The organism is uncultured Roseivirga sp. (genome assembly GCF_963973945.1).
GTDB lineage: Bacteria > Bacteroidota > Bacteroidia > Cytophagales > Cyclobacteriaceae > Roseivirga.
Genome location: NZ_CAXBBV010000006.1, coordinates 63,032 through 81,839, shown reverse-complemented (window position 1 = coordinate 81,839; position 18,808 = coordinate 63,032). Strand labels below are relative to the sequence as shown.

The window sequence follows — 18,808 nt, the reverse complement described above, 5'->3', positions numbered from 1 at the left end:
AAATAAGCGCTTTTCGTCTTTACCGATGGTCACATTCTTTGGGTAACAACAATTAAACCAATTCTAAGCATTTAGGTTACGACCCTTACTCTCCATTATGTTAAAGTTTGCTAAATTCTATTCACACCTCAACGACCTAGCTGGATTAACCATAGCAGCTTTAACCGATTGATAGGTTACAGTAGCCAAGGCGATAAGCAAAGCTACAACTGCTGAGGCCAAGAACCATAGCCAGTTAATATCTACGCGATAGGCGAAATCGCTCAACCAGTATTCCATCATATAATAAGCCAAAGGGCTAGCCAAAAGTACAGCAATAATGATGAGCCTAGTGAATTGGTTAGAAAGCAATACAACGATACCCATAACGGATGCTCCTAACACTTTTCTCACTCCTATCTCCTTTGTTTTTTGCTGTGCAGTAAAGGCCGAAAGGCCAAATAAACCCAAGCAAGCAATGAAAATAGCTAGCCAAGTAAAGCTAAAAACTAAGGTGCCGAACTTTTCATCGGACTGATACTGCTGCCCAAATTCTTCATCAAAAAATCGATACTCTAGAGGACTATTCGGAAACACTTCGTCCCAAGTATCTTGTACAAAAGCCATTGTTTTGCTTACATCTTCTGTGTTTAATTTAATCGCCAAGCTTCCTCCTCCGTTGGGATTGTAGAACATGGCCAGCGGTTCAATTTGATAGCGAAGTGACGCGAAATGAAAATCCTTCACTACTCCAATAATGGTCGATTCGTTTTGGCCAAAAGTCAGCTTCTTGCCTATTGGCTCATCCCAAGCTAGCTGTTTTGCCATGGACTCATTAATGATTACAGCCTGCCGTTGATCAGTGGCTATTTCTCGATTGAAAAGCCTTCCTTGGGCAATTTCCATTCCCATTAAGTCCACAAAATGCTCATCAAAATTAAGCACACTCACAATCCAAGTGTCATCTGGGCCAGCACCCTCGGGCCTCACTCCTCTTCGGCCAAAGGTTCTCCCTGGCATAGAGGCTGTTCCTGCTGTGGCCAAAACGGAAGGGTTTTGCTCTAGTTTGTTTTTAAGCACTTGAATTGAAGGTTGTAAACTTGGGTGACTTACATCTAAAGTGAGAATTTGTTCAGTATCAAAACCTTTGTCGGCATTACGTAAAAGCTGTAATTGGTCATAAACAATGGCGGTTCCAATAATCATTACTATGGACACCATAAACTGAAAAACCACCAATGACTTCCTTAATAAAACACCCTTTCCGCTGGTTTTAAATGAACCGCGAAGAATACTGATAGGGCTGAAACTAGACAACATAAAAGCTGGGTAGCTTCCAGAAAAAAGCCCTAGTACCACAGTAAAGATTAGAGCACCAACTATCCAGACTGGGTTAGAAATAAAATGTATTGCCAAGTTATCGTTAAATGGAAGGCTCACCGCTGAACCCAATGCTGCGACTAAACCTATCGCTACAAACAGCGAGAAAAGGCAAAGGAAAACGGATTCCACCATAAACTGATTGATGAGCTGTTTTTTTATCGCACCAAACACCTTCCGAATTCCAACTTCCATTGCCCTATTGGCCGATCTGGCGGTAGATAAATTCATAAAGTTGAAAGACGCGATCAACATTACAAAAAGCCCAACTGCCGCCAAAGTAAATACATAACCTTCATCCGTTTTATTTAGGTTATAGTTCTCAAAAAGAATTCCACTGGATTTTAAATGGACATCTTTTAGTGGCTGTAGTGTAACACTGAAGTTTTCACCGACATTATTCGCTCGAATCAAGGTTTCCATTTTCCCTTCCACTGTTTCTTCATTGGCTGGGCTGGCCAATTCCACATAAGTAACCATGCTGATGCTCTGCCAAGAATTGAGGAATTGCGCAAAGCCCGATGTAGTATCTGCCTGCTGCATAGAAACTATGACATCAAAATTAAGGTGGCTGTTTTCGGTTACATCTTTCATTACTGCCACTACTTCCAAACCCGGTTGACCTCCAATATCAATTCGCTTTCCAATGGGATTATCGGTACCGAAAGTCTTCTGAGCCATGCTCTGTGTTACCACCACAGTATTGGGATTTTTCAAAGCATTCTCTACGTCTCCCTCTACCAGTTTAAAATCAAACATTTCAAAAATTGAGGGTTCGGCATAAGCAAAGTGATCGGTATAGAAGCCTTGCTGCTCATAAGTAATCAGTTGCCTTCCTTGTGGCAGCATTCTTACTCTATTCACTACTTCTGGAAAATTATCTTCCATAGAAGCACCTAAAACAGGAAGCGTAATACCCACCAAGCTATTACTTACCCCTAGGGCCTTGTCGATAGTAAGCACCCTAAATATCTTATCTGATTTAGAATGAAACTTATCATAAGACATTTCATTCTGAACGAATAAGAAAATAACAATGCAGCAGGCCATGCCAATTGAAAGGCCTAGTACATTAATGACAGAAGTAGCCTTACTTTTCAACAAGCTTCTGAGCGCAATTTTGATGTAGTTCTTGATCATACTTAAAAACTTGACTTCCTAATTCTTTGCTTTAATAAGTTCCAATGCCTTATCCAAAGCGGCATCAGCTTTGGTTTCAATATTGGGTTTTACCCCCACTCCTTCCCAGTTGGTTTTGGTAATTGGATTAATGGCTCTGCCTTGAGGTACATTGACAATAAAACCATCTGTTAGCAGCATTGGCCCACCCGGATGCGCCCCTCCGCCCGTGGTTTCACCAATAATGGTGGCGCGTTTTAAATTTTTTAAGTTGTACGTAAACTCTTCTGCAGCCGAAAAAGTGTAGTTACTGGTAAGCACATAAACAGGCACATTCGGTTTATAAACTGATACTAATTCTGGGGCTGTCCAGGTTTCGGAATACCTGTCGCTTGGACGCCAATAAAAAGTATTTAAGTGAACAGGTTTATCACCAAAAAGGTAACTAGAAATAAACCTGATCATGGAAGGAGAGCCTCCTCCGTTTTTTCTTAGGTCGAAGATTATAGCATCGGACTGAATCAGTTTATCCATTGCTGCCTTTGCTACCTCTTCCGCAAATCGGATATCTGAAAAACCTCTTAGGTCTAAATAACCAATATTACCCTCAAGAATATCAACCTCTTCAAATCCGTAATTTCCTTGGGCTGGTCTACCGCCTGTCGGACTACCTTGCTGAATGGCCTCAAAACGTGTAGGGTTATAAGTTACCCGAATATGCTTGTCATTGGCCACCGACTTTAAATCGGCATCAAGTCGTTGGGCTAAATCGTCAGGAGACTCAATGGCTTTGTATTCTCCGTTTTTTAGTTTTGACAGAATCAGGTCGCTCATCGCCTTTCCCTTCTCTGGAAATACATAATTGCGATCCATGATTTGTGCAAGCTGAGTAACCACATTCGTTTGGTCAAAGGATTGAGCTCGAAGACCAAATGAGTAAAAAATTATAAAAAGAGAAATGACGATTTTTGGCATGTTCATTACATTAATACGTAACCACTTACCAAAAAACATACCTAATTCAAATCACCAACCCAAATCATTGTTAAACAATACATTACGAAACTATTCAGATAATGAACAATTGAAAAATGAACGTTCATGAACAGTAGGCTGGACGATTCTAGAGCATAAATGATGACGCGACATAAGCATAAACTACAAAATTAGTTTACTTTAGGTTCACCTTATGAAAACGAAACAAAGCCTTAACACTCTCTCTATTATAACTATTGGTTTATTAACCTCAGGTTGTGGAAACTCCAAGCCAAAAGATAAGCCTGAGGCAAGCTTAGTCCCAAGCGAAACCATTAACTTCCCCATAGATAATAGCACCTCAAATGTCAGTAGCTTCTTGGCCTACCACGATAATTCTGAGGATGGTTTTTTGTTTTCCCTAAATCAGCAAACCAATGAAATTCAGGCTTACTCTCTCAATGAACGGAAACTGGTTTACCAACACTCTTATGATGTTGATGGGCCAAAGGGAGTAGGAGAAATCTCAGCCTTTCATATTGTTCGACCTGACAGTATCATGATCTTTCCATTCAGCAAAAACTCTGTCTACACTTCCAATATTATGAAGAGTTCAGTGGAAGGATTAAAATATGAACCTCCTTTGGGTTACTCCAATGCCGTATTTTGGCCCAGTGCTTTCCCTTCGAACTCGGCATTAATAAACGGGAATCTCATAGTGAAAACCAGTTTTGAAGGAAATCCATACTTACTCTCAGACGAACAAATGTCGGCTACACATTTGGCATATTCTATTGACCTTAATTCTGGCCAAACCACTCCCCTTCCTCATTTCTTCCCGAAGGGATATTGGGGAGACAAAAAGACTTATTGGCGATTCAGTATGAGCGCTGGCTCTAAGTTTGTTTATTCCTTTTTTGGAGATCATCATGTTTATTATTCAGATTCACCAAACTCAAAACTCACGCCTGTACTAGCAGAAAGTAAATATTTCAAGAAGAGTATCGATCGATTTCCTACAGATGGTTCGCCAGAGGATAGAGGGATGTACCCGATTGTGACACCTCATTACGGAAACGTTATTTATGACCAATACCGAGAGGTCTATTATAGGTTTTGTTTTCCAGGCGTAGAAATACAGGAGGAAGACAACATCTCTCAGCTTTTTTCATTCCCTAAAACGTTTTCAGTGATGGTATTGGATAAGGACTTGACTCCAATTGGAGAAACATACTTCGGGAAAAACACAGCATTGGCTCCCTACAATTCATTTGTTGGAAAAGATGGCCTTTACATTTCCATTAACCATCCAGAAAACCCCGAGAACAAAGAAGATTTTATGAGTTTTAAACGCTTTGAGTTGAGCCGATAAGGTTTACAATAGCGACTTCACCCTGTCATACATAGATTTTTCGTCTAGTGCAGATTCTATGGTCTTTATGTCGTCTAGGAAGTTTTGCTTACTATCGATTAAAAGTTGGTCGTTGGCCTTTTTGATTTTTTGCCAAAGGCCTTCCATTTTACCGACCAATTCAATTCCAGTGTCGCTCAATTTTAAAAGGCGCTTTCTTTGGTCGGCATCATCTTTCGATTCTATCACCAACTTCTTCTTGACTAAAATATTTGCTACTTGATTTACGGCAGGGTGGGTTTGTTGTAAACTGGCTGCTAGCTCTGTCACCGCCAGTTCTTCCCCATTCTTTAGGGCATAAACCACAGCAAACCAACGGGGTTCAAAATCGAAGTCGGATTCTTTATAAATAGCTGCTACATCTTTAGCCAGTCGCTCACTCAAGTTTTTCAAACGAGTAGCCAAAGCCAAACTACCCAATTCTTCAATTATATTCCTTTCCAATTCTCTCTTGTTTTGGGGCTGAAACAACAATTGCCCTTCCCATTGATCAATCTATTTCAAGCTAGCTCTCACCAAGCTCTCCCTGACAAAACAAATATCTATCCAACTCTATACCTTTCTACGAACTTCTCTTTCTTGCAGAATAAATATTTTTTTCGAAGATAATACAGAAACTCTGAATCGAAGGTTGATTTTTTACCTAAGGTCGAATAATATGAATTAAGGTGATGGTTAATTTAGCCAATCAAAATTTATACAAGCTATTAACTTTTGTATCTTCATTTTAAAATCTAGGTCAATGACACTAAAAATCAAATCCCTTTTGCTTCTGTTTACTCTAACCACTTTAGCTTCTTGTCAAACAGAGCAGAACAGTAGCCATGATGGGCGCGCTACAGAAGAAGTCACTCGCTTTGAAAGAGAAGGCTCTTCCATACTAAAAGGAGTAAAAGTACCTGCGGGAAAAAGCATCTATTTTGCCAGTGGTATTGTGGCCAACCCCAAAGACGAAACCAAGCCCGAAGGCGACCGTGAGAGATTTGGAAACACCTATGAACAAAGCGTGAGCACCCTAAAGCGAATTGCAGATTATTTGGGCGAAGAAGGTTTGGGTTTAGAAGATGTAGTGGCCATGAAAGTGTATGTTGCCCCCGACCCAGAAAACGACAACAAACCTGATTTCGATGGCTGGTTTAAAGCTTACGCTGAATTCTTCGGAACGGAAAAAAACCCCAATAAAGTAGCCCGCTCTACCATTGGAGTATTTACCTTGGTCAACCCAAATATGTTTATTGAGGTGGAGGTAAGGGCGGTTTATTAGAACTCTTATGCATTAACAGTAGTTTAATCAGAATATAATATATTTGAATTGTGGAGAAGATTGGAGATATCGTAATAAGAATTCAGGGACAGAAAGGAAACATGAGCCTGTCTCCGGACAACTATGATATTCGCGAGATAATATCAACTCTTGAAACCGTTGAGGCCCTACTATTCCCTAACCAAAAGAAAGAACGACCTGTAATTAGCTACGGTTTAGAAGAAGGGTCCGTAAAGCACGTTTTTAAAACGAGTATGCAGGCAGTCTTAGGTTTTACAGCAATTCTCGGCCAAATCAACGAAAATAACAGTATTGATTTTCTTGAACTAAAATCAGCTCAAGCTATTGAGGCTATTCAAAACTCAGCGTATCAAAAGAATTATTCTTTCGAGATTTCAACATCCGTAAGTGAGGGTGTTCTCCTTAAAGTAGATTCCAAGTCTCGGTTTTTAAAAACTGAGACGATATGGGCTGACGCGGAGTTCTATTTTTACGGAACTTTGACAAATGCTGGAGGAAAGTCAAACCCCAATATTCATCTTGACACTCCAGAATATGGCTCTCTCACTATTAGCACCCAAAAGGAGGTTCTTCGAAATAAAGAAGAAAATATGCTATATAAAAAGTTTGGGGCAAGGGTTACTGGAAAACAGAATTCGGAAACTGGAGAGTTTGATAAAAGTAGCCTCGAATTATTAGAACTTTTTGATTTCGAACCAAAGTTTGATAAAGAATATCTTTTAAGTAAAATCAAGAAAGCAAAAAATAATTGGTCAGGCGTTGATAAGACTAAATGGCTAAAAGACCTGAGAGGAGGCTATGATGCCTAGCGTTTTGTTAGACACTAGTTTTTTCATAAGACTCTTAGACGACACCGATCCTCTACACAAAAACGCGCTTGGATATTTCAAATACTATCTTGAGAATGATATTCCGATGTGCGTTTCTACTATCACAATAGCGGAATATTGTGTAAAGGGATCTTTCGATGACCTTCCATTAAAAGATATAAGAATAATTCCTTTCAATATTGACCATGCTAAGCGTTGCGGCACATTTGCGGAAGTGCTTTTCAGAGCGAAGAATGATGGATCTTTGAAATTGAACAACAGAAACATTATACCAAACGACTCCAAGCTATTTGCACAAGCCGATATTGATAAAGACATTGATTCTTTCGTTTCATCGGACTCTAAATCCCTACCCCTAATTAACAAACTAAGAAAAGAGTGTCAGGCTAAATTTTCATTAATCGACATTAATAATCCGTTTAGTGAAACCTATGGCTTGTTAGACCTTTAAGAAAACGCCTAATAATTTTAATTACGCATACGTCAAAACCCCAACAAAGTAGCTCGCTCTACCATTGGAGTATTTACCTTGGTCAACCCAAATATGTTTATTGAAATTGAGGTAAGGGCGATTTATAAGTAATTGTTTAGGGCTTGACCTCTGAACTGATTGTTTCTTTAAGAGTTGTTATGCGCCTGTGCATTTTAATTTTCTAGAATATCCATTAATCTTTGGTTCAGGTATAATTTCTCTTTCCCCACTCTTACTGACTTAAGAAACCCTTTTTCTTCTAATGCTATCAAATAGTTTCCCACTGTTTTAGGTGTTCCTAAATCAATGTCAATTAGGTTTTGTCTTTTGGTATATGGAAGCTTAAAAATGACTTCAACCAGATCTTTGGAATAAACTTTAGGCAGTTTTTCTTTTATCTCTTGACTAGTTCTGTCCATTAGCTGAATTATAGATTCGAGTCTATTTAGCCCACTAGTGGCTGTTTCTTCTACCATGTCTAACATGTAGAGTACAAAAAATGACCAATCATTTTTCTCAGTTACCGCTCTTAGGCCTTGGTAGTATGTGTCTTTATGCTTAATGATATAATCACTTAAAAATAGCGCTGGTATATCAAGTAATTGTTCGAGTTTAAGTTGAAGTAGTAGCAGAATGCGACCTGTTCTTCCGTTACCATCAGAAAATGGGTGAATGGCTTCAAATTGGTAGTGTGATATTGCCATTTTAATCAGTGGGTCTATTGATCTATTTTCATTGATGAAAATTTCCAGATTAGCCATTTTGTCTCTAATCACTTGTTCTCCTGTTGGCGGAGTATAGATAACGTCTCCTTTTGCATTGGATAGCGTAGTTCCAGGTGTAGTTCTTATGCCTGCAGAATTTTGTTTAATACACTGAACAAGCTCTAAACAAAGGTTTGTTGTAATGAAAGGCTGTTTTTCAAGACGATTAAAACCTAGCCAAATAGCTTCTTTATAACTGATGACTTCTTTTGTTGCTGGATTATCGAATTTTTTATCAGCCACAACAGATTGATATAAGTCGTCATTTGTAGTTATAATATTCTCAATTTCAGAACTGGCTTTTGCTTCTTGAAGGTGAAGCGTGTCAAGAAATAGACTTGGATTGGGCAAGTTTCTAATTGCTCCATTTAATTGAGCTAAAGCTCTACTAGCTTTAATGGTTTTGGTTAAAATTTCTTTCGTTTCTAAATCTGCTTTGGGCGGAAGTAGAGGGAGATTATTAAACGGTTTTGATCTATCAAAGCTATTCATAAACGAGAGTAAGCTTTACACTTGTCGCTATTACAAGGGTAAAAATAATCAAAAATTACCCTTGTTCCTATATGAAAGGTAAGTTTTACTCTCGTTTTTTCACATGAGGCATTAGAGTACATGTAAGCTAAGTAAGCGACAAAGTCGTTTGCCGTGAAGCATGAAAAATTCGTCCTTATTTTTATTTACAGATACGACTGATAAAAAGTTAACTTGCTTTAGAACTCGTCCGATGACAAGTATTCTGGACCCCAAGAAAACCCCAATAAAGTAGCGAGATCAACCATTGGAGTATTTACCTTGGTCAATCCAAATATGTTTATTGAGGTGGAGGTAAGGGCGGTTTATAAGTAATTGTTTAGGGTTTTATGGTAGTATCAAAATTGGTTTTTTGAAAAAGCTGGTGCTTGTTTATGTGGAGTGCAACGGTTTGGCTATGTGCAGTGTCCCGTAGGATATTGCGTATAGGTGTTGTTGTCTGCATTATTTTTATAACCAGTTTTGAAGGCTATTAGATCCATTCCTTTTTAATTCACGGTAGCTGATTATCGGCATGGGTATTTCTCCTTCTCTTAGGTATCTTGTTGGAATCAGTTCGGATGTTAGAATTAGTGACTTTACTTTCGGGGTTTTCTCTGCATCTACAAAGATTTTCACTTGATCTAGGTTTGCTTGCAACCAATTGTCCCTATCCACGTGTTTGGCCACTTTTTTCTTTTGTCCTGCACGGCCTAAATAGGCATCCATCTCTTTTTTCATTTGGTGGATATTTCTTGCTGCCTCGGTTCTCTTACACTCAATGTTGTAAACTTGGTTAATAGTGGGATCATAGGCAAGAATATCGCAATCTCCGTAATCTTTATCAGCATTGAAGTGTCCCTTAGGCTTCATAGTAACTTCATAGCTCCAAACTATTAATTGCATATTTTCTTTTATCCAATTAGCCACTGAATTTCTAAAATGTTTTCCGTTTTCCTCATTAAACCTGCCAAGTAATCTATTGATTTGCTTTCCTCCGTGTGTTAAGCTACCCGAATGAATTAGTTGATTAAGGTATTGACTGGCAGCAATACACTGTCTCATTCCCCAATAATATTGTCGGCCATTCTCTGTATCAACAACGATAAAGGGTCTTCGTGCATAACTAAATTCTCTGTTATACTTCCAAGGGAAATAATCTGGGTTTAAATAGCCCACCTGATCGCTGATAATGTTGGGCTTATATTCAAAGCGCAGCTTTTCCAAACCTGCTTCAACTTGATCTTCTGTCCCAGTCATTATTCGTTTTAGCTCGGCTAATAGATCTGTCTCAAGCATTGACATAACGGAATCTCCGTTATGTTCTGCCATTGCCGCTGCTTGCATACATATTCCTAAAAGATTGGTGTAGTCAACTCTCCAATCTTTCAGGAATGCTTCATCCATCTGGTCTAACAGTGCCTCAGTATCTGCATCCTTTTCCTTAGTTGTGTATGTTTCAAACTGGCTCGAAAAAGCCTCTAGCTGTGCTTCAATGTTTGCGACCGTATTGTCCTTATAAAACGGTTGCAGTTTTTGATCGTAGAACTCTTTCGATATCCCGATTCGTCCTGAGGGGAGTAGGCCCATTTCGGGGTCAGCCATCCCAAAGTGCAGGGTATCACTAAGCATTCCATAATTCAGAATTTCGTTCATAATGGTGAGTAGTTCATCTAACTGGTCGAAGCTTGGTTTGCGATCTCCTTTGGTCGGAACTAAAACTGCAAACTCTAACAAACAACGTGTGGCAAGAGATGTATTAACGAGTTTTCTCTGTTTTTTGAGAATTTTATTCAACTCCTTCTCATTATTTCCGAAACAGTGGATTTCGGCAGCCGTCTTGATTTTACTAAACTCTCTGTTATGCACCAACCGCTCATTAACGTCAATCAATCTACTTATCAAGGATTCTTCATTGAATCCTTTTAGCTTTTCAATAAGGTATTGCACCAAGCGTAATACAACGTAATTGCAAAACTCTTTTTTGTCATTAACACTTTGAAATTTTTCAGGAATTGGGTCTGGTCGATTGACTATGTTGACTAGCCTATCTAACAGTAGGTTTATTTCTGCATCGCTCATGTAAAGTGAGGGAAGCAGCCAGCGATTATCAAGTTGCAGGTCTCTTCTCGTGTCAAGTAACAGAATCATCTTGGCTTGACCCAGTGGTATATGTTGATCGATACTTTCTGAGATGTATTGATCGCTCAAGGCGATGCCAGGTATAGCAGTCAAGGCTTTAAGAATTTCGGTCATGAATGCTCTTTCACCTGCATTGTCACCTCCAATGAAAAGTTTTCGGATATGTTTTGGTAAATGGATGCTTAATGTACCATCGGAGTAGGAACATTGTAAATGTATGTTTAGGATTTCTTTGGAATCGACTTGTTCCAATGACAAAGGATTGAAATAGGATTCATCAAATTCAAGCACGATGCTTAGTACTGAGGCAATGCTTCCATTAATTTGATGATTTAATGCTGGGTGAAGTCTATCTAACCAAAAGCAAATGGCATCTGCTAAGTGCTCAACATATCCGGCCTCCATTTGGCTTTTTGCTTGGTAGTTCTGTACCCATATTGGGAACCCATAAGACTCAAGCAGCATTTCGTACGGAATTCTCTGTTTCACAGGTTCATATATGGGAGCATAATCCCGATAACGTCTCACGGATTGATACACTAAGGTATCACCCACTAGACTAAGTGCCCCATGAACGTCTGAGTCGATTTTTGATTGTCGTGTAAAGTCTGCGCCATCACCTGGAACCACACTTAAAAAGTCAAACCGAACATCATCGGATAAATAGAAACTTTCCCCATTTCTTTTATAGGTGGCATAAGCATCTATAGGCGAAGTGGCCATTATTTGGGCAGTTTGGGTGGTCGATTCATAAACCTTTGCGAATTTCCACAAGTCTAATCTGCCCCACTCTCCATTGTTGCCAAGGTTGAGAAAGTCGAAAATATTGAACCAAGTTTTTTGCTCGTTTTCCTTAGGTTTTTCAACACGCATTGCCATGAATCCACCCATTGAATTTGTAAGAATGACTGTAAGGAATTGAAAGCCCTTCAACTCTTTACGCTTTTTGAGTTCGGCAATTACTGTTTTTGTTCTACTATTTAAATTATCACCAGCTAATAAATCGGCATTTTCCTCAGAGTACATTTCGCTGGTGCTTTTGAGTTGCGCTGGGAAGGAGTAACAGACATAAGCCATCATATACGCATCAAATTGGAAAACACCTTCAATTATGGATTGATTTGTTGACTTCTCCGGTAGTGGAATGTCGGTTAGAGCCCATCCCATTTTATCACAAGCACTCCAAATGTCTGTCCAAATGCTCTTATGGCAAAGCTCATGGATTTCAGCACGGACATTGTGTTTTTTCGCAATTGTAAGAATATACTCGTTTAGTGCTGATACCTGGCAGGATGGGAGCACAAAATAATATTCGTTTTCAAAACCCACAAAGGGCTTGTAAAGTAGTGGTGAAGCATATGGGTTATCAAGATTTGATTCGCTTTGCTCAGTGATAAAGTTTTTAATAGTCGATAGGTGGATATTGTTTGCTTTACATATGGCTGTTAGTTCTGAGTTGTTAAAACTGAGTCGCAGCAAGTTTTCGGGAAATTCTAAGGGTAGTTCCAGATTTTCCACAAATACATTCCTTGTTAGTTTAGATTTTTGGAATAGAATATTGCCAACATTTAGTAAAAGAGAAACACCTTGATAGACTTCGTCTTTAAACTTTTGAGAAAGACTGTTTTTAGTGGTATAAATGGTATCGGTGAGGTATTTAAAGATGTCCACGCAATACGAGTTTATACCTGGCATCACGATGTGGTTTCCGCCATGAAACAGAACGTTTTCAGTAAATAGTTCTTCAGGAGGGTCTTCAAAATGGTGACTTGGGAATTCTCTTAGAATTATCGAACGTAGCCTTTTGTAGTCCCCATCTTTCTCAACCGATAGTTTTCTAACAGCTTCAGCAGCTATTTGCTCAATCCGTATGTTTTTACCTTGATTTTCTGGGATTAACTGGAATGCCGTAACCAAGTTCAATACATGTCCAGTTTCATGCTCGTTCAGGTACTCAGAAAATTCAGACTTTTCTTCTTCTATAGAGTTTGTGGGAGGAATGTAATCCTTTCCATAGAGATCAATACAGCATTTTTTGAACTTCTTACCACTACCACAAGGACAGGGGGCATTTCTGCCAACTTTTTTCATGGAGATTTAAATAAATTCATTGGTTGATTTTACATTACAAATCACATTATGTATCAGTCATCCTTGTAACGTATAGCCATAAATATATTCATTTTTATGGCTGAACTACCTAGTATATTATTTATATCAGTCACTTCTAAGAAATAGCAGTTTAGTTTTGGTAACTTTCTGCATTTTGCTTTTCTTTTTATTTTGATTCCTTTGTATCAAGAATACAGCAATCTTTGGAAGAGAAGATTAATACAACAACATCCATCTTTTAGTCGAAAACATGAAACTAAGAAACCTAACCATAGCCTTACTGAGCTTCTTGGCCATCAGCCTACAAGCCCAAACCTACAACGAATACGAACTTTCGTTTGACAATGCAGTGCACCACGAGGCCAATATTAAAATCAAGTTCAGCAATTTGGAAAACAAAGTATTGGAAGTGCGCATGAGCCGTAGTTCTCCTGGCCGCTACGCGGTGCATGAGTTTGCCAAAAACGTGTACAACGTTAAGGCTACTGATGGAAATGGCAAGGCCCTACCTATTACCAGAGAAAACCCTTATCAGTGGAATGTGGCTGGACATAACGGCACCGTCAACTTTGAATATACGCTTTATGCCAACCGTGCTGGAGGTACTTATTCTGGCATTGACGAGAGCCACGCCCACCTCAACATGCCCGCTACTTTGGCTTGGGCCAGAGGTTTAGATCAACGTCCGATAAAAGTAAAATTCAATGTGAGGGAAGACAGAAACTGGAAAGTAGCTACTCAACTCAAAGATTTGGGCAATAATACATTCTACGCGCCAAACACCTATTACTTAATGGACAGCCCAACTGAAATTGCTGATTTGTATTTCAGAGAAAGAAATGTAGATGGACAAACCATTCGTTTGGCCTTGCATAAAGACGGCACTACCGATGCAGAAGTGGATGCTTATTTCGAAGAAACCATGGGCATTGTAATGCAGCAAAAAGCGGTTTTTGGCGAATTGGCTACTTACGATTTCGGTCAGTACACTTTCCTTTCTTGCTATATGCCCAACGCCAGTGGTGATGGTATGGAGCACAGAAACTCAACTTATGTGGTGAGCGGATTACCCGTAGAAAGACCATTAGGCTCCACCTCTATGGGCACCATGTCGCATGAATTTTTCCATAGCTGGAATGTGGAGCGTATTCGCCCTAAATCTTTAGAGCCTTTCAGTTTTGAAGACGCCAACATGTCGGGGGAACTGTGGTTTGCCGAAGGATTTACAAGTTATTACACCGCCTTAATGCAGGCGCGTTCTGGAAGCATTTCTCCTGAACAATACGTGAACGGGCTAGGCGGAAGTGTAGGTTATGTGGTTAATGCTCCGGGTAGAACTTTCCATAACCCCATTGAAATGAGTTACCAAGCGCCATTTGTTGATGCAGCCACATCCATTGACCCGACCAACCTGAGCAACATTTTCATTTCTTACTACACTTATGGTTCGGTATTGGGCTTGGCTCTGGATATGTCCTTACGCACCATGGACAATGGTAAAAACTTAGACGATTACATGAAGTACGTTTGGGAGAAACAGGGTAAAACGGAAATTCCTTATACCGTTCGTGACCTACAAGCGCGAATGGCCGAATATGCTGGAGAAAGCTTTGCTAATGAGTTTTTCGGAAAATATATTTTGGACAGTCAAATGCCAGATTACGCAAGTTTGTTCAAGAAAATGGGCGTGACCTACACTAATAGAGCGGAAGGTCGGGCAAGCATAGGCGGCAACATACGCAACCAAAGAGGAGGCTGGCAACTGACAGGCAACGCCACGGTGGGCTCGCCAATCTATAAGGCAGGTATTGAATCAGAAGATGTGATTTTGAGCCTAGCCGGAACCGTATTAACTGATGATTCAAACATCAACGAAATTATAGCCGCTCACAAACCGGGCGATACTATTGAGATTAAGTACCGTAAAATTTGGGGCGAAGATAAAACTTCGAAACTTACTTTAGAAGAAGCCCAAGCTTGGTCTACTGGAATGGACGCCAATGCCGATACCAAGGCAAAAGCGAGAAGAGAGGCTTGGCTCAGGAAAAGGTAAATAGTTATTAGTTAAGGGGAATTGGTAGCAGTTGGTAAGAAGTTGGCTCATGACTCTACCTCAAAAAACCGAGTGAAACTCAACCGCCCGTTTTCTTTTCCTGAGGCACGAAGGATATAAGCTTCGCGATTAGCGATTCAGCCTCTAGTTCCTTCCTCCGAAGCCTCGGAGCACTCAGGATGAAAAGCATTGTGCATACAACTTGTGATGAGCTTACAAGAAAAAGTTTAAGGTTTGTAGAAAGTGGTCATTGAATATACTTCAAAAACCAATTGAAACTCGTCCGCTCGTTTTCCTATCCTGATCACGAAGTTTCGGGAGAAGGATCCAATACAAATATTCGAATGAAAGAACACAGCGAAATCACCTTTAAGAACGAAGACTTTAAAGGCCATTTGTTTGATGGTGAATTTTATGATGAATGCCACTTTGTTAATTGTGATTTAACTGGTGCTGATTTTAGAAGTAGCTCGTTCGAGGGTTGTACTTTCGAAAGTTGTAACCTCACTGCTGTAAAAGTGGTGAGTGCCAAATGGGATGATATTGGCTTCAAGGGCTGTAAGCTTAGTGGGGTTGATTTCGAACCGATCAGCAAAATGCTGCTGTCCTTTTCCTTTGAGAATTGCCAGATCAGTTATTGCTATTTTAAAGGGTTGAAAATTACTTCTACCCGTTTCTTAAATAGCGAAATCAAGGAATGTGATTTTATAGACACCGATTTATCTGCCGCAATTTTTAAAGGCTCAAACTTGGTGGGGAGCACTTTCGTGAACTGTAATTTAACCAAGGCCGATTTCAGAGAAGCTTACGGTTACCAGTTCAACCCCAATAACAATCGCCTGAAAAAGGCAAAATTCTCTAACCCTGAGGTTTTAGCTTTGTTGAATGGGTATGATATTGTGATTGAATAATTGAGACAGCGTCCTCTCCCCCAACCTATTCTCCTCATATAATGCGGAGAATAGACTGATTAATCTCCGCATAAAACGAAAAAAGGCTCCAAAGAGCCTTTATAATCAATTTGATTTTTTAATAAAGCTTAACTCAGCTCGTCTTCATCAAAGCCTTCCATATCATCAATGGAGAACATACTGCTGAGTAAATCTTTGAAACGGGTGCCAGTATCTAAAGCAGACTTACTCAGTTTGCTGTATTCGGCCAAGCCGTGAAGCACGAACTCCATGAGGAACAGTTGCTCCTCTTTAGATTTTTTAGGATACTTATTCTTTACTAAGTCTGCCAAGCCAGGCACAGACAAAAGCGCTTTCTCATAAGCTTGGTTAGAAAGATCGTTCAGTAAGTCGATCGAACTCCCTTCTCCAAACCAATTGATAATGGCTTTATAAGGGTTTTCCGTTTTCTCTCCCTTGTCCTTCTTCTTATCGTCTGGATTTGGGAAGTAATCTAAGAACTGTGTCCGAATGGCCTTGCCCACCAAGTTATGCGCTACTATACCAGGCCCTTCTTGTTCGCCCTCATACACCAACTCTACTTTACCAGTAATCGCAGGAATGACGCCTACAAAGTCAGAAACACGTACATAAGTTTTCTTTTCGCCATTCATTAAAGCCCTTCTTTCCGCAGCACTCAATAAATTCTCGTAAGCAGAAATTGTCAGTCTAGCCGACACTCCACTTTTCTCATCCACATACTCACTATTTCGGGCTTCAATCGCCACTTGCTCGATGAGGTCTTGCGCTATTTCATTCAAGACAATTTTCTCTTTCTGCGCTTCTTTAATATCTGCCTCTTGCACCGTAATCTGTTTTCCTATTTCCAAAGTTTTTGGATAATGGGTAATAATCTGGCTATCGATACGGTCTTTCAGTGGGGTTACAATACTGCCTCGGTTGGTATAATCTTCAGGGTTGGCGGTAAACACAAATTGAATATCTAAAGGAAGTCTCAGTTTGAAACCTCTGATTTGGATATCGCCTTCTTGCAAGATGTTGAAAAGTGCCACCTGAATTCTGGCCTGCAAATCAGGTAACTCATTGATGACAAAAATGCCTCTATGCGACCTCGGCACCATGCCGTAATGGATCACGCGCTCATCTGAATAAGGCAACTTTAAAGAGGCAGCTTTGATCGGATCAACATCGCCAATTAAATCAGCAATGGACACATCAGGCGTAGCCAGTTTTTCAGAATAACGATCGCTGCGATGGAGCCAAGTCACAGGGGTTTTATCTCCTATTTCCTTTACTTTCTCCAGCCCAAATTTAGTGATGGGGTTCAACGGATCATCATTCAATTCAGAACCTTCAACCACCGGAACATACTCATCTAAAAGCAAGGTCATTTGACGGGCAATTCTGGTTTTGGCTTGTCCTCTTAAACCCAATAAGTTCATGTTGTGCTTGGAAAGAATGGCGCGCTCCACATCAGGAATTACGGTATCTTCATACCCCCAAATGCCTTCAAAAGTAGGCTCCTTATTCACCAGTTTTTTGATCAGGTTATCACGAAGTTCATCCTTTACAGATTTACTTTGATAGCCCGCCTTTTTCAAAGCGCCAAGGGTATTTATCTTCAATAATTGATCAGAGGTCAATTTGTAATAGCTCATGTTAAAATCGTTTTCTGCGATTGCGTTTAAAGTCTTCAAAAATAACGTGCCCCAAGCCTTTGAGGCTACTGTAATAGGCATTGCCGTTATTGGCTGCGGTAAATTCCTTCACAAATTCCTTCAGATATGGATCTGACGCAATCATAAAAGTGGTAATAGGAATCTGTAATCTTTTACACTGGCTCGCCAAGTTCAGTGTTTTATTAAAAATCTTTGGGTCGAGCCCGAAGGCGTTTTTGTAGTATTTAATTCCAACTTTCATACAGGTGGGTTTTCCATCTGTAATCATGAAAATTTGCTTGTTGGCGTTTTTCCTTCTTCTTAAAATATCCATGGCCAGTTCTAGCCCAGCAATGGTATTGGTATGGTAAGGCCCAACTTGCAGGTACGGCAAATCTTTGATTTCAATCTGCCAAGCATCGTTCCCAAATACAATCACATCGAGTGTGTCTTTTGGGTATTTGGTTTTGATGAGTTCGGCCAAGGCCATGGCCACTTTTTTAGCTGGCGTAATTCTGTCTTCCCCATACAAAATCATGGAATGGGAAATATCTATCATCAGTACCGTTGAGGTCTGCGTTTTGTATTCTGTTTCAATGACCTCCAAGTCATTTTCGGTCAGCTTAAACTCTCCAAAACCGTTATTGATTTGCGCGTTGCGAATGGAATCCGTCATGGCGATTTGCTGAAGAGAATCACCAAACTCGAAAGGACGTCTGTCGGTGCCCGTTTCATCTCCAATTCCTGAAAAGGAAGTCTTGTGCTGACCCTTTCCCGATTTTTTCAGCTTACCGAAGATTTCTTCCAAGGAAGATTTTCTGATTTCCTGCCCCGTTTTATCGGTCACCTGAAATTTACCGTCTCCGTTTTGCTCGGTCAGGTAACCCTTATCCTTCAGGTCTTCAATAAAATCACCGATGCCATAATTACCATTGGTGATGTTGTATTGCTTATCTAAATTCGTCAACCAACTAAGTGCCTCACCAGCATCACCTCCTGTAATACTAATCAACTGTAAGAAGATATTCAGTAGGTTGTCAAAGGCCGATTGCCCAGCCGTTTTTTGCGGAATGTATTTTGAAAATCGATATCCTTTCATGAATGCCTTGACAACGCGATTGATAATGAATTGGTTTAATTTAAACCTTTCTTTTTAAGTGAAGCGGCTTAACTATAATCTATTCATTTAAAAGTGTATCTTTTTTCA

13 protein-coding genes are annotated in these 18,808 nt (G+C 39.9%); 6 read left to right on the top strand and 7 right to left on the bottom strand.

Features of this window, described 5'->3' with window-relative positions:
* Positions 1–117: 117 nt before the first annotated feature.
* Together AAC026_RS11635 and AAC026_RS11630 are read right to left on the bottom strand one after the other, a co-directional pair.
* Positions 118–2,499, bottom strand: a complete 2,382-nt coding sequence (locus tag AAC026_RS11635) for an ABC transporter permease (RefSeq protein WP_339698166.1) — start codon at positions 2,497–2,499, stop codon at positions 118–120.
* Positions 2,500–2,517: 18 nt separating this feature from the next.
* A complete protein-coding gene (locus AAC026_RS11630) occupies positions 2,518–3,453 on the bottom strand; it encodes a S41 family peptidase (RefSeq protein WP_339698163.1) in 936 nt (311 codons plus the stop codon).
* Between the two features lie 214 nt (positions 3,454–3,667).
* Between AAC026_RS11630 and AAC026_RS11625 the strand changes: the two genes are divergently transcribed.
* Complete coding sequence (locus AAC026_RS11625; RefSeq protein ID WP_339698161.1) at positions 3,668–4,825, top strand: DUF4221 family protein; 1,158 nt, start codon at positions 3,668–3,670, stop codon at positions 4,823–4,825.
* A gap of 3 nt (positions 4,826–4,828) precedes the next feature.
* On the opposite strand, the gene AAC026_RS11620 is transcribed toward AAC026_RS11625, so the two are convergent.
* Complete coding sequence (locus AAC026_RS11620; RefSeq protein WP_339698158.1) at positions 4,829–5,308, bottom strand: helix-turn-helix domain-containing protein; 480 nt, start codon at positions 5,306–5,308, stop codon at positions 4,829–4,831.
* A 298-nt stretch (positions 5,309–5,606) separates the two neighbouring features.
* On the opposite strand from AAC026_RS11620, the gene AAC026_RS11615 reads away from it, so the two are divergent.
* Genes AAC026_RS11615 through AAC026_RS11605 form a run of 3 tightly spaced genes read left to right on the top strand, consistent with a single transcriptional unit; the run spans position 5,607 to position 7,430 of the window.
* The gene (locus AAC026_RS11615; protein WP_339698154.1) at positions 5,607–6,128 is read left to right on the top strand and encodes a RidA family protein; all 522 of its coding nucleotides are present in this window, start codon (positions 5,607–5,609) and stop codon (positions 6,126–6,128) included.
* 50 nt (positions 6,129–6,178) lie between these two features.
* Entirely contained in the window at positions 6,179–6,958 is a 780-nt protein-coding gene (locus tag AAC026_RS11610; RefSeq protein WP_339698151.1) for a hypothetical protein, read from the top strand.
* Positions 6,948–7,430, top strand: coding sequence for a hypothetical protein (locus AAC026_RS11605; RefSeq protein WP_339698148.1), 483 nt, complete (start codon positions 6,948–6,950; stop codon positions 7,428–7,430). Before AAC026_RS11610 ends, AAC026_RS11605 begins: the two co-directional genes overlap by 11 nt.
* A 194-nt stretch (positions 7,431–7,624) precedes the next feature.
* Here the strand turns inward: AAC026_RS11605 and AAC026_RS11600 are convergent, their stop codons facing one another.
* Together AAC026_RS11600 and AAC026_RS11595 are read right to left on the bottom strand one after the other, a co-directional pair.
* Positions 7,625–8,707, bottom strand: coding sequence for a Fic/DOC family N-terminal domain-containing protein (locus AAC026_RS11600; protein ID WP_339698145.1), 1,083 nt, complete (start codon positions 8,705–8,707; stop codon positions 7,625–7,627).
* A gap of 489 nt (positions 8,708–9,196) precedes the next feature.
* Complete coding sequence (locus AAC026_RS11595) at positions 9,197–12,958, bottom strand: SEC-C metal-binding domain-containing protein (RefSeq protein WP_339698143.1); 3,762 nt, start codon at positions 12,956–12,958, stop codon at positions 9,197–9,199.
* A 271-nt stretch (positions 12,959–13,229) separates the two neighbouring features.
* Between AAC026_RS11595 and AAC026_RS11590 the strand changes: the two genes are divergently transcribed.
* On the top strand, positions 13,230–15,032 hold the full coding sequence (locus AAC026_RS11590; protein ID WP_339698140.1) for a PDZ domain-containing protein: 1,803 nt from the start codon (positions 13,230–13,232) through the stop codon (positions 15,030–15,032).
* 344 nt (positions 15,033–15,376) lie between these two features.
* Positions 15,377–15,943 carry a pentapeptide repeat-containing protein gene (locus AAC026_RS11585; RefSeq protein WP_339698138.1) on the top strand — a complete coding sequence of 189 codons (567 nt, stop codon included), beginning with the start codon at positions 15,377–15,379 and terminating at the stop codon, positions 15,941–15,943.
* A gap of 128 nt (positions 15,944–16,071) precedes the next feature.
* On the opposite strand, the gene AAC026_RS11580 is transcribed toward AAC026_RS11585, so the two are convergent.
* Complete coding sequence (locus AAC026_RS11580) at positions 16,072–17,601, bottom strand: magnesium chelatase (protein WP_339698135.1); 1,530 nt, start codon at positions 17,599–17,601, stop codon at positions 16,072–16,074.
* Position 17,602: 1 nt separating this feature from the next.
* The gene (locus AAC026_RS11575) at positions 17,603–18,700 is read right to left on the bottom strand and encodes a VWA domain-containing protein (RefSeq protein WP_339698132.1); all 1,098 of its coding nucleotides are present in this window, start codon (positions 18,698–18,700) and stop codon (positions 17,603–17,605) included.
* Positions 18,701–18,808 lie beyond the last annotated feature (108 nt).

Excerpts from the sequence above, each read along its gene's own strand:
- AAC026_RS11635 (WP_339698166.1), bottom strand. The coding sequence starts at position 2,499 with ATGATCAAGAACTACATCAAAATTGCGCTCAGAAGCTTGTTGAAAAGT.
- AAC026_RS11630 (WP_339698163.1), bottom strand. The coding sequence starts at position 3,453 with ATGCCAAAAATCGTCATTTCTCTTTTTATAATTTTTTACTCATTTGGT.
- AAC026_RS11625 (WP_339698161.1), top strand. The coding sequence starts at position 3,668 with ATGAAAACGAAACAAAGCCTTAACACTCTCTCTATTATAACTATTGGT.
- AAC026_RS11615 (WP_339698154.1), top strand. The coding sequence starts at position 5,607 with ATGACACTAAAAATCAAATCCCTTTTGCTTCTGTTTACTCTAACCACT.
- AAC026_RS11605 (WP_339698148.1), top strand. The coding sequence starts at position 6,948 with ATGATGCCTAGCGTTTTGTTAGACACTAGTTTTTTCATAAGACTCTTA.
- AAC026_RS11600 (WP_339698145.1), bottom strand. The coding sequence starts at position 8,707 with ATGAATAGCTTTGATAGATCAAAACCGTTTAATAATCTCCCTCTACTT.
- AAC026_RS11595 (WP_339698143.1), bottom strand. The coding sequence starts at position 12,958 with ATGAAAAAAGTTGGCAGAAATGCCCCCTGTCCTTGTGGTAGTGGTAAG.
- AAC026_RS11590 (WP_339698140.1), top strand. The coding sequence starts at position 13,230 with ATGAAACTAAGAAACCTAACCATAGCCTTACTGAGCTTCTTGGCCATC.
- AAC026_RS11585 (WP_339698138.1), top strand. The coding sequence starts at position 15,377 with ATGAAAGAACACAGCGAAATCACCTTTAAGAACGAAGACTTTAAAGGC.
- AAC026_RS11580 (WP_339698135.1), bottom strand. The coding sequence starts at position 17,601 with ATGAGCTATTACAAATTGACCTCTGATCAATTATTGAAGATAAATACC.
- AAC026_RS11575 (WP_339698132.1), bottom strand. The coding sequence starts at position 18,700 with ATGAAAGGATATCGATTTTCAAAATACATTCCGCAAAAAACGGCTGGG.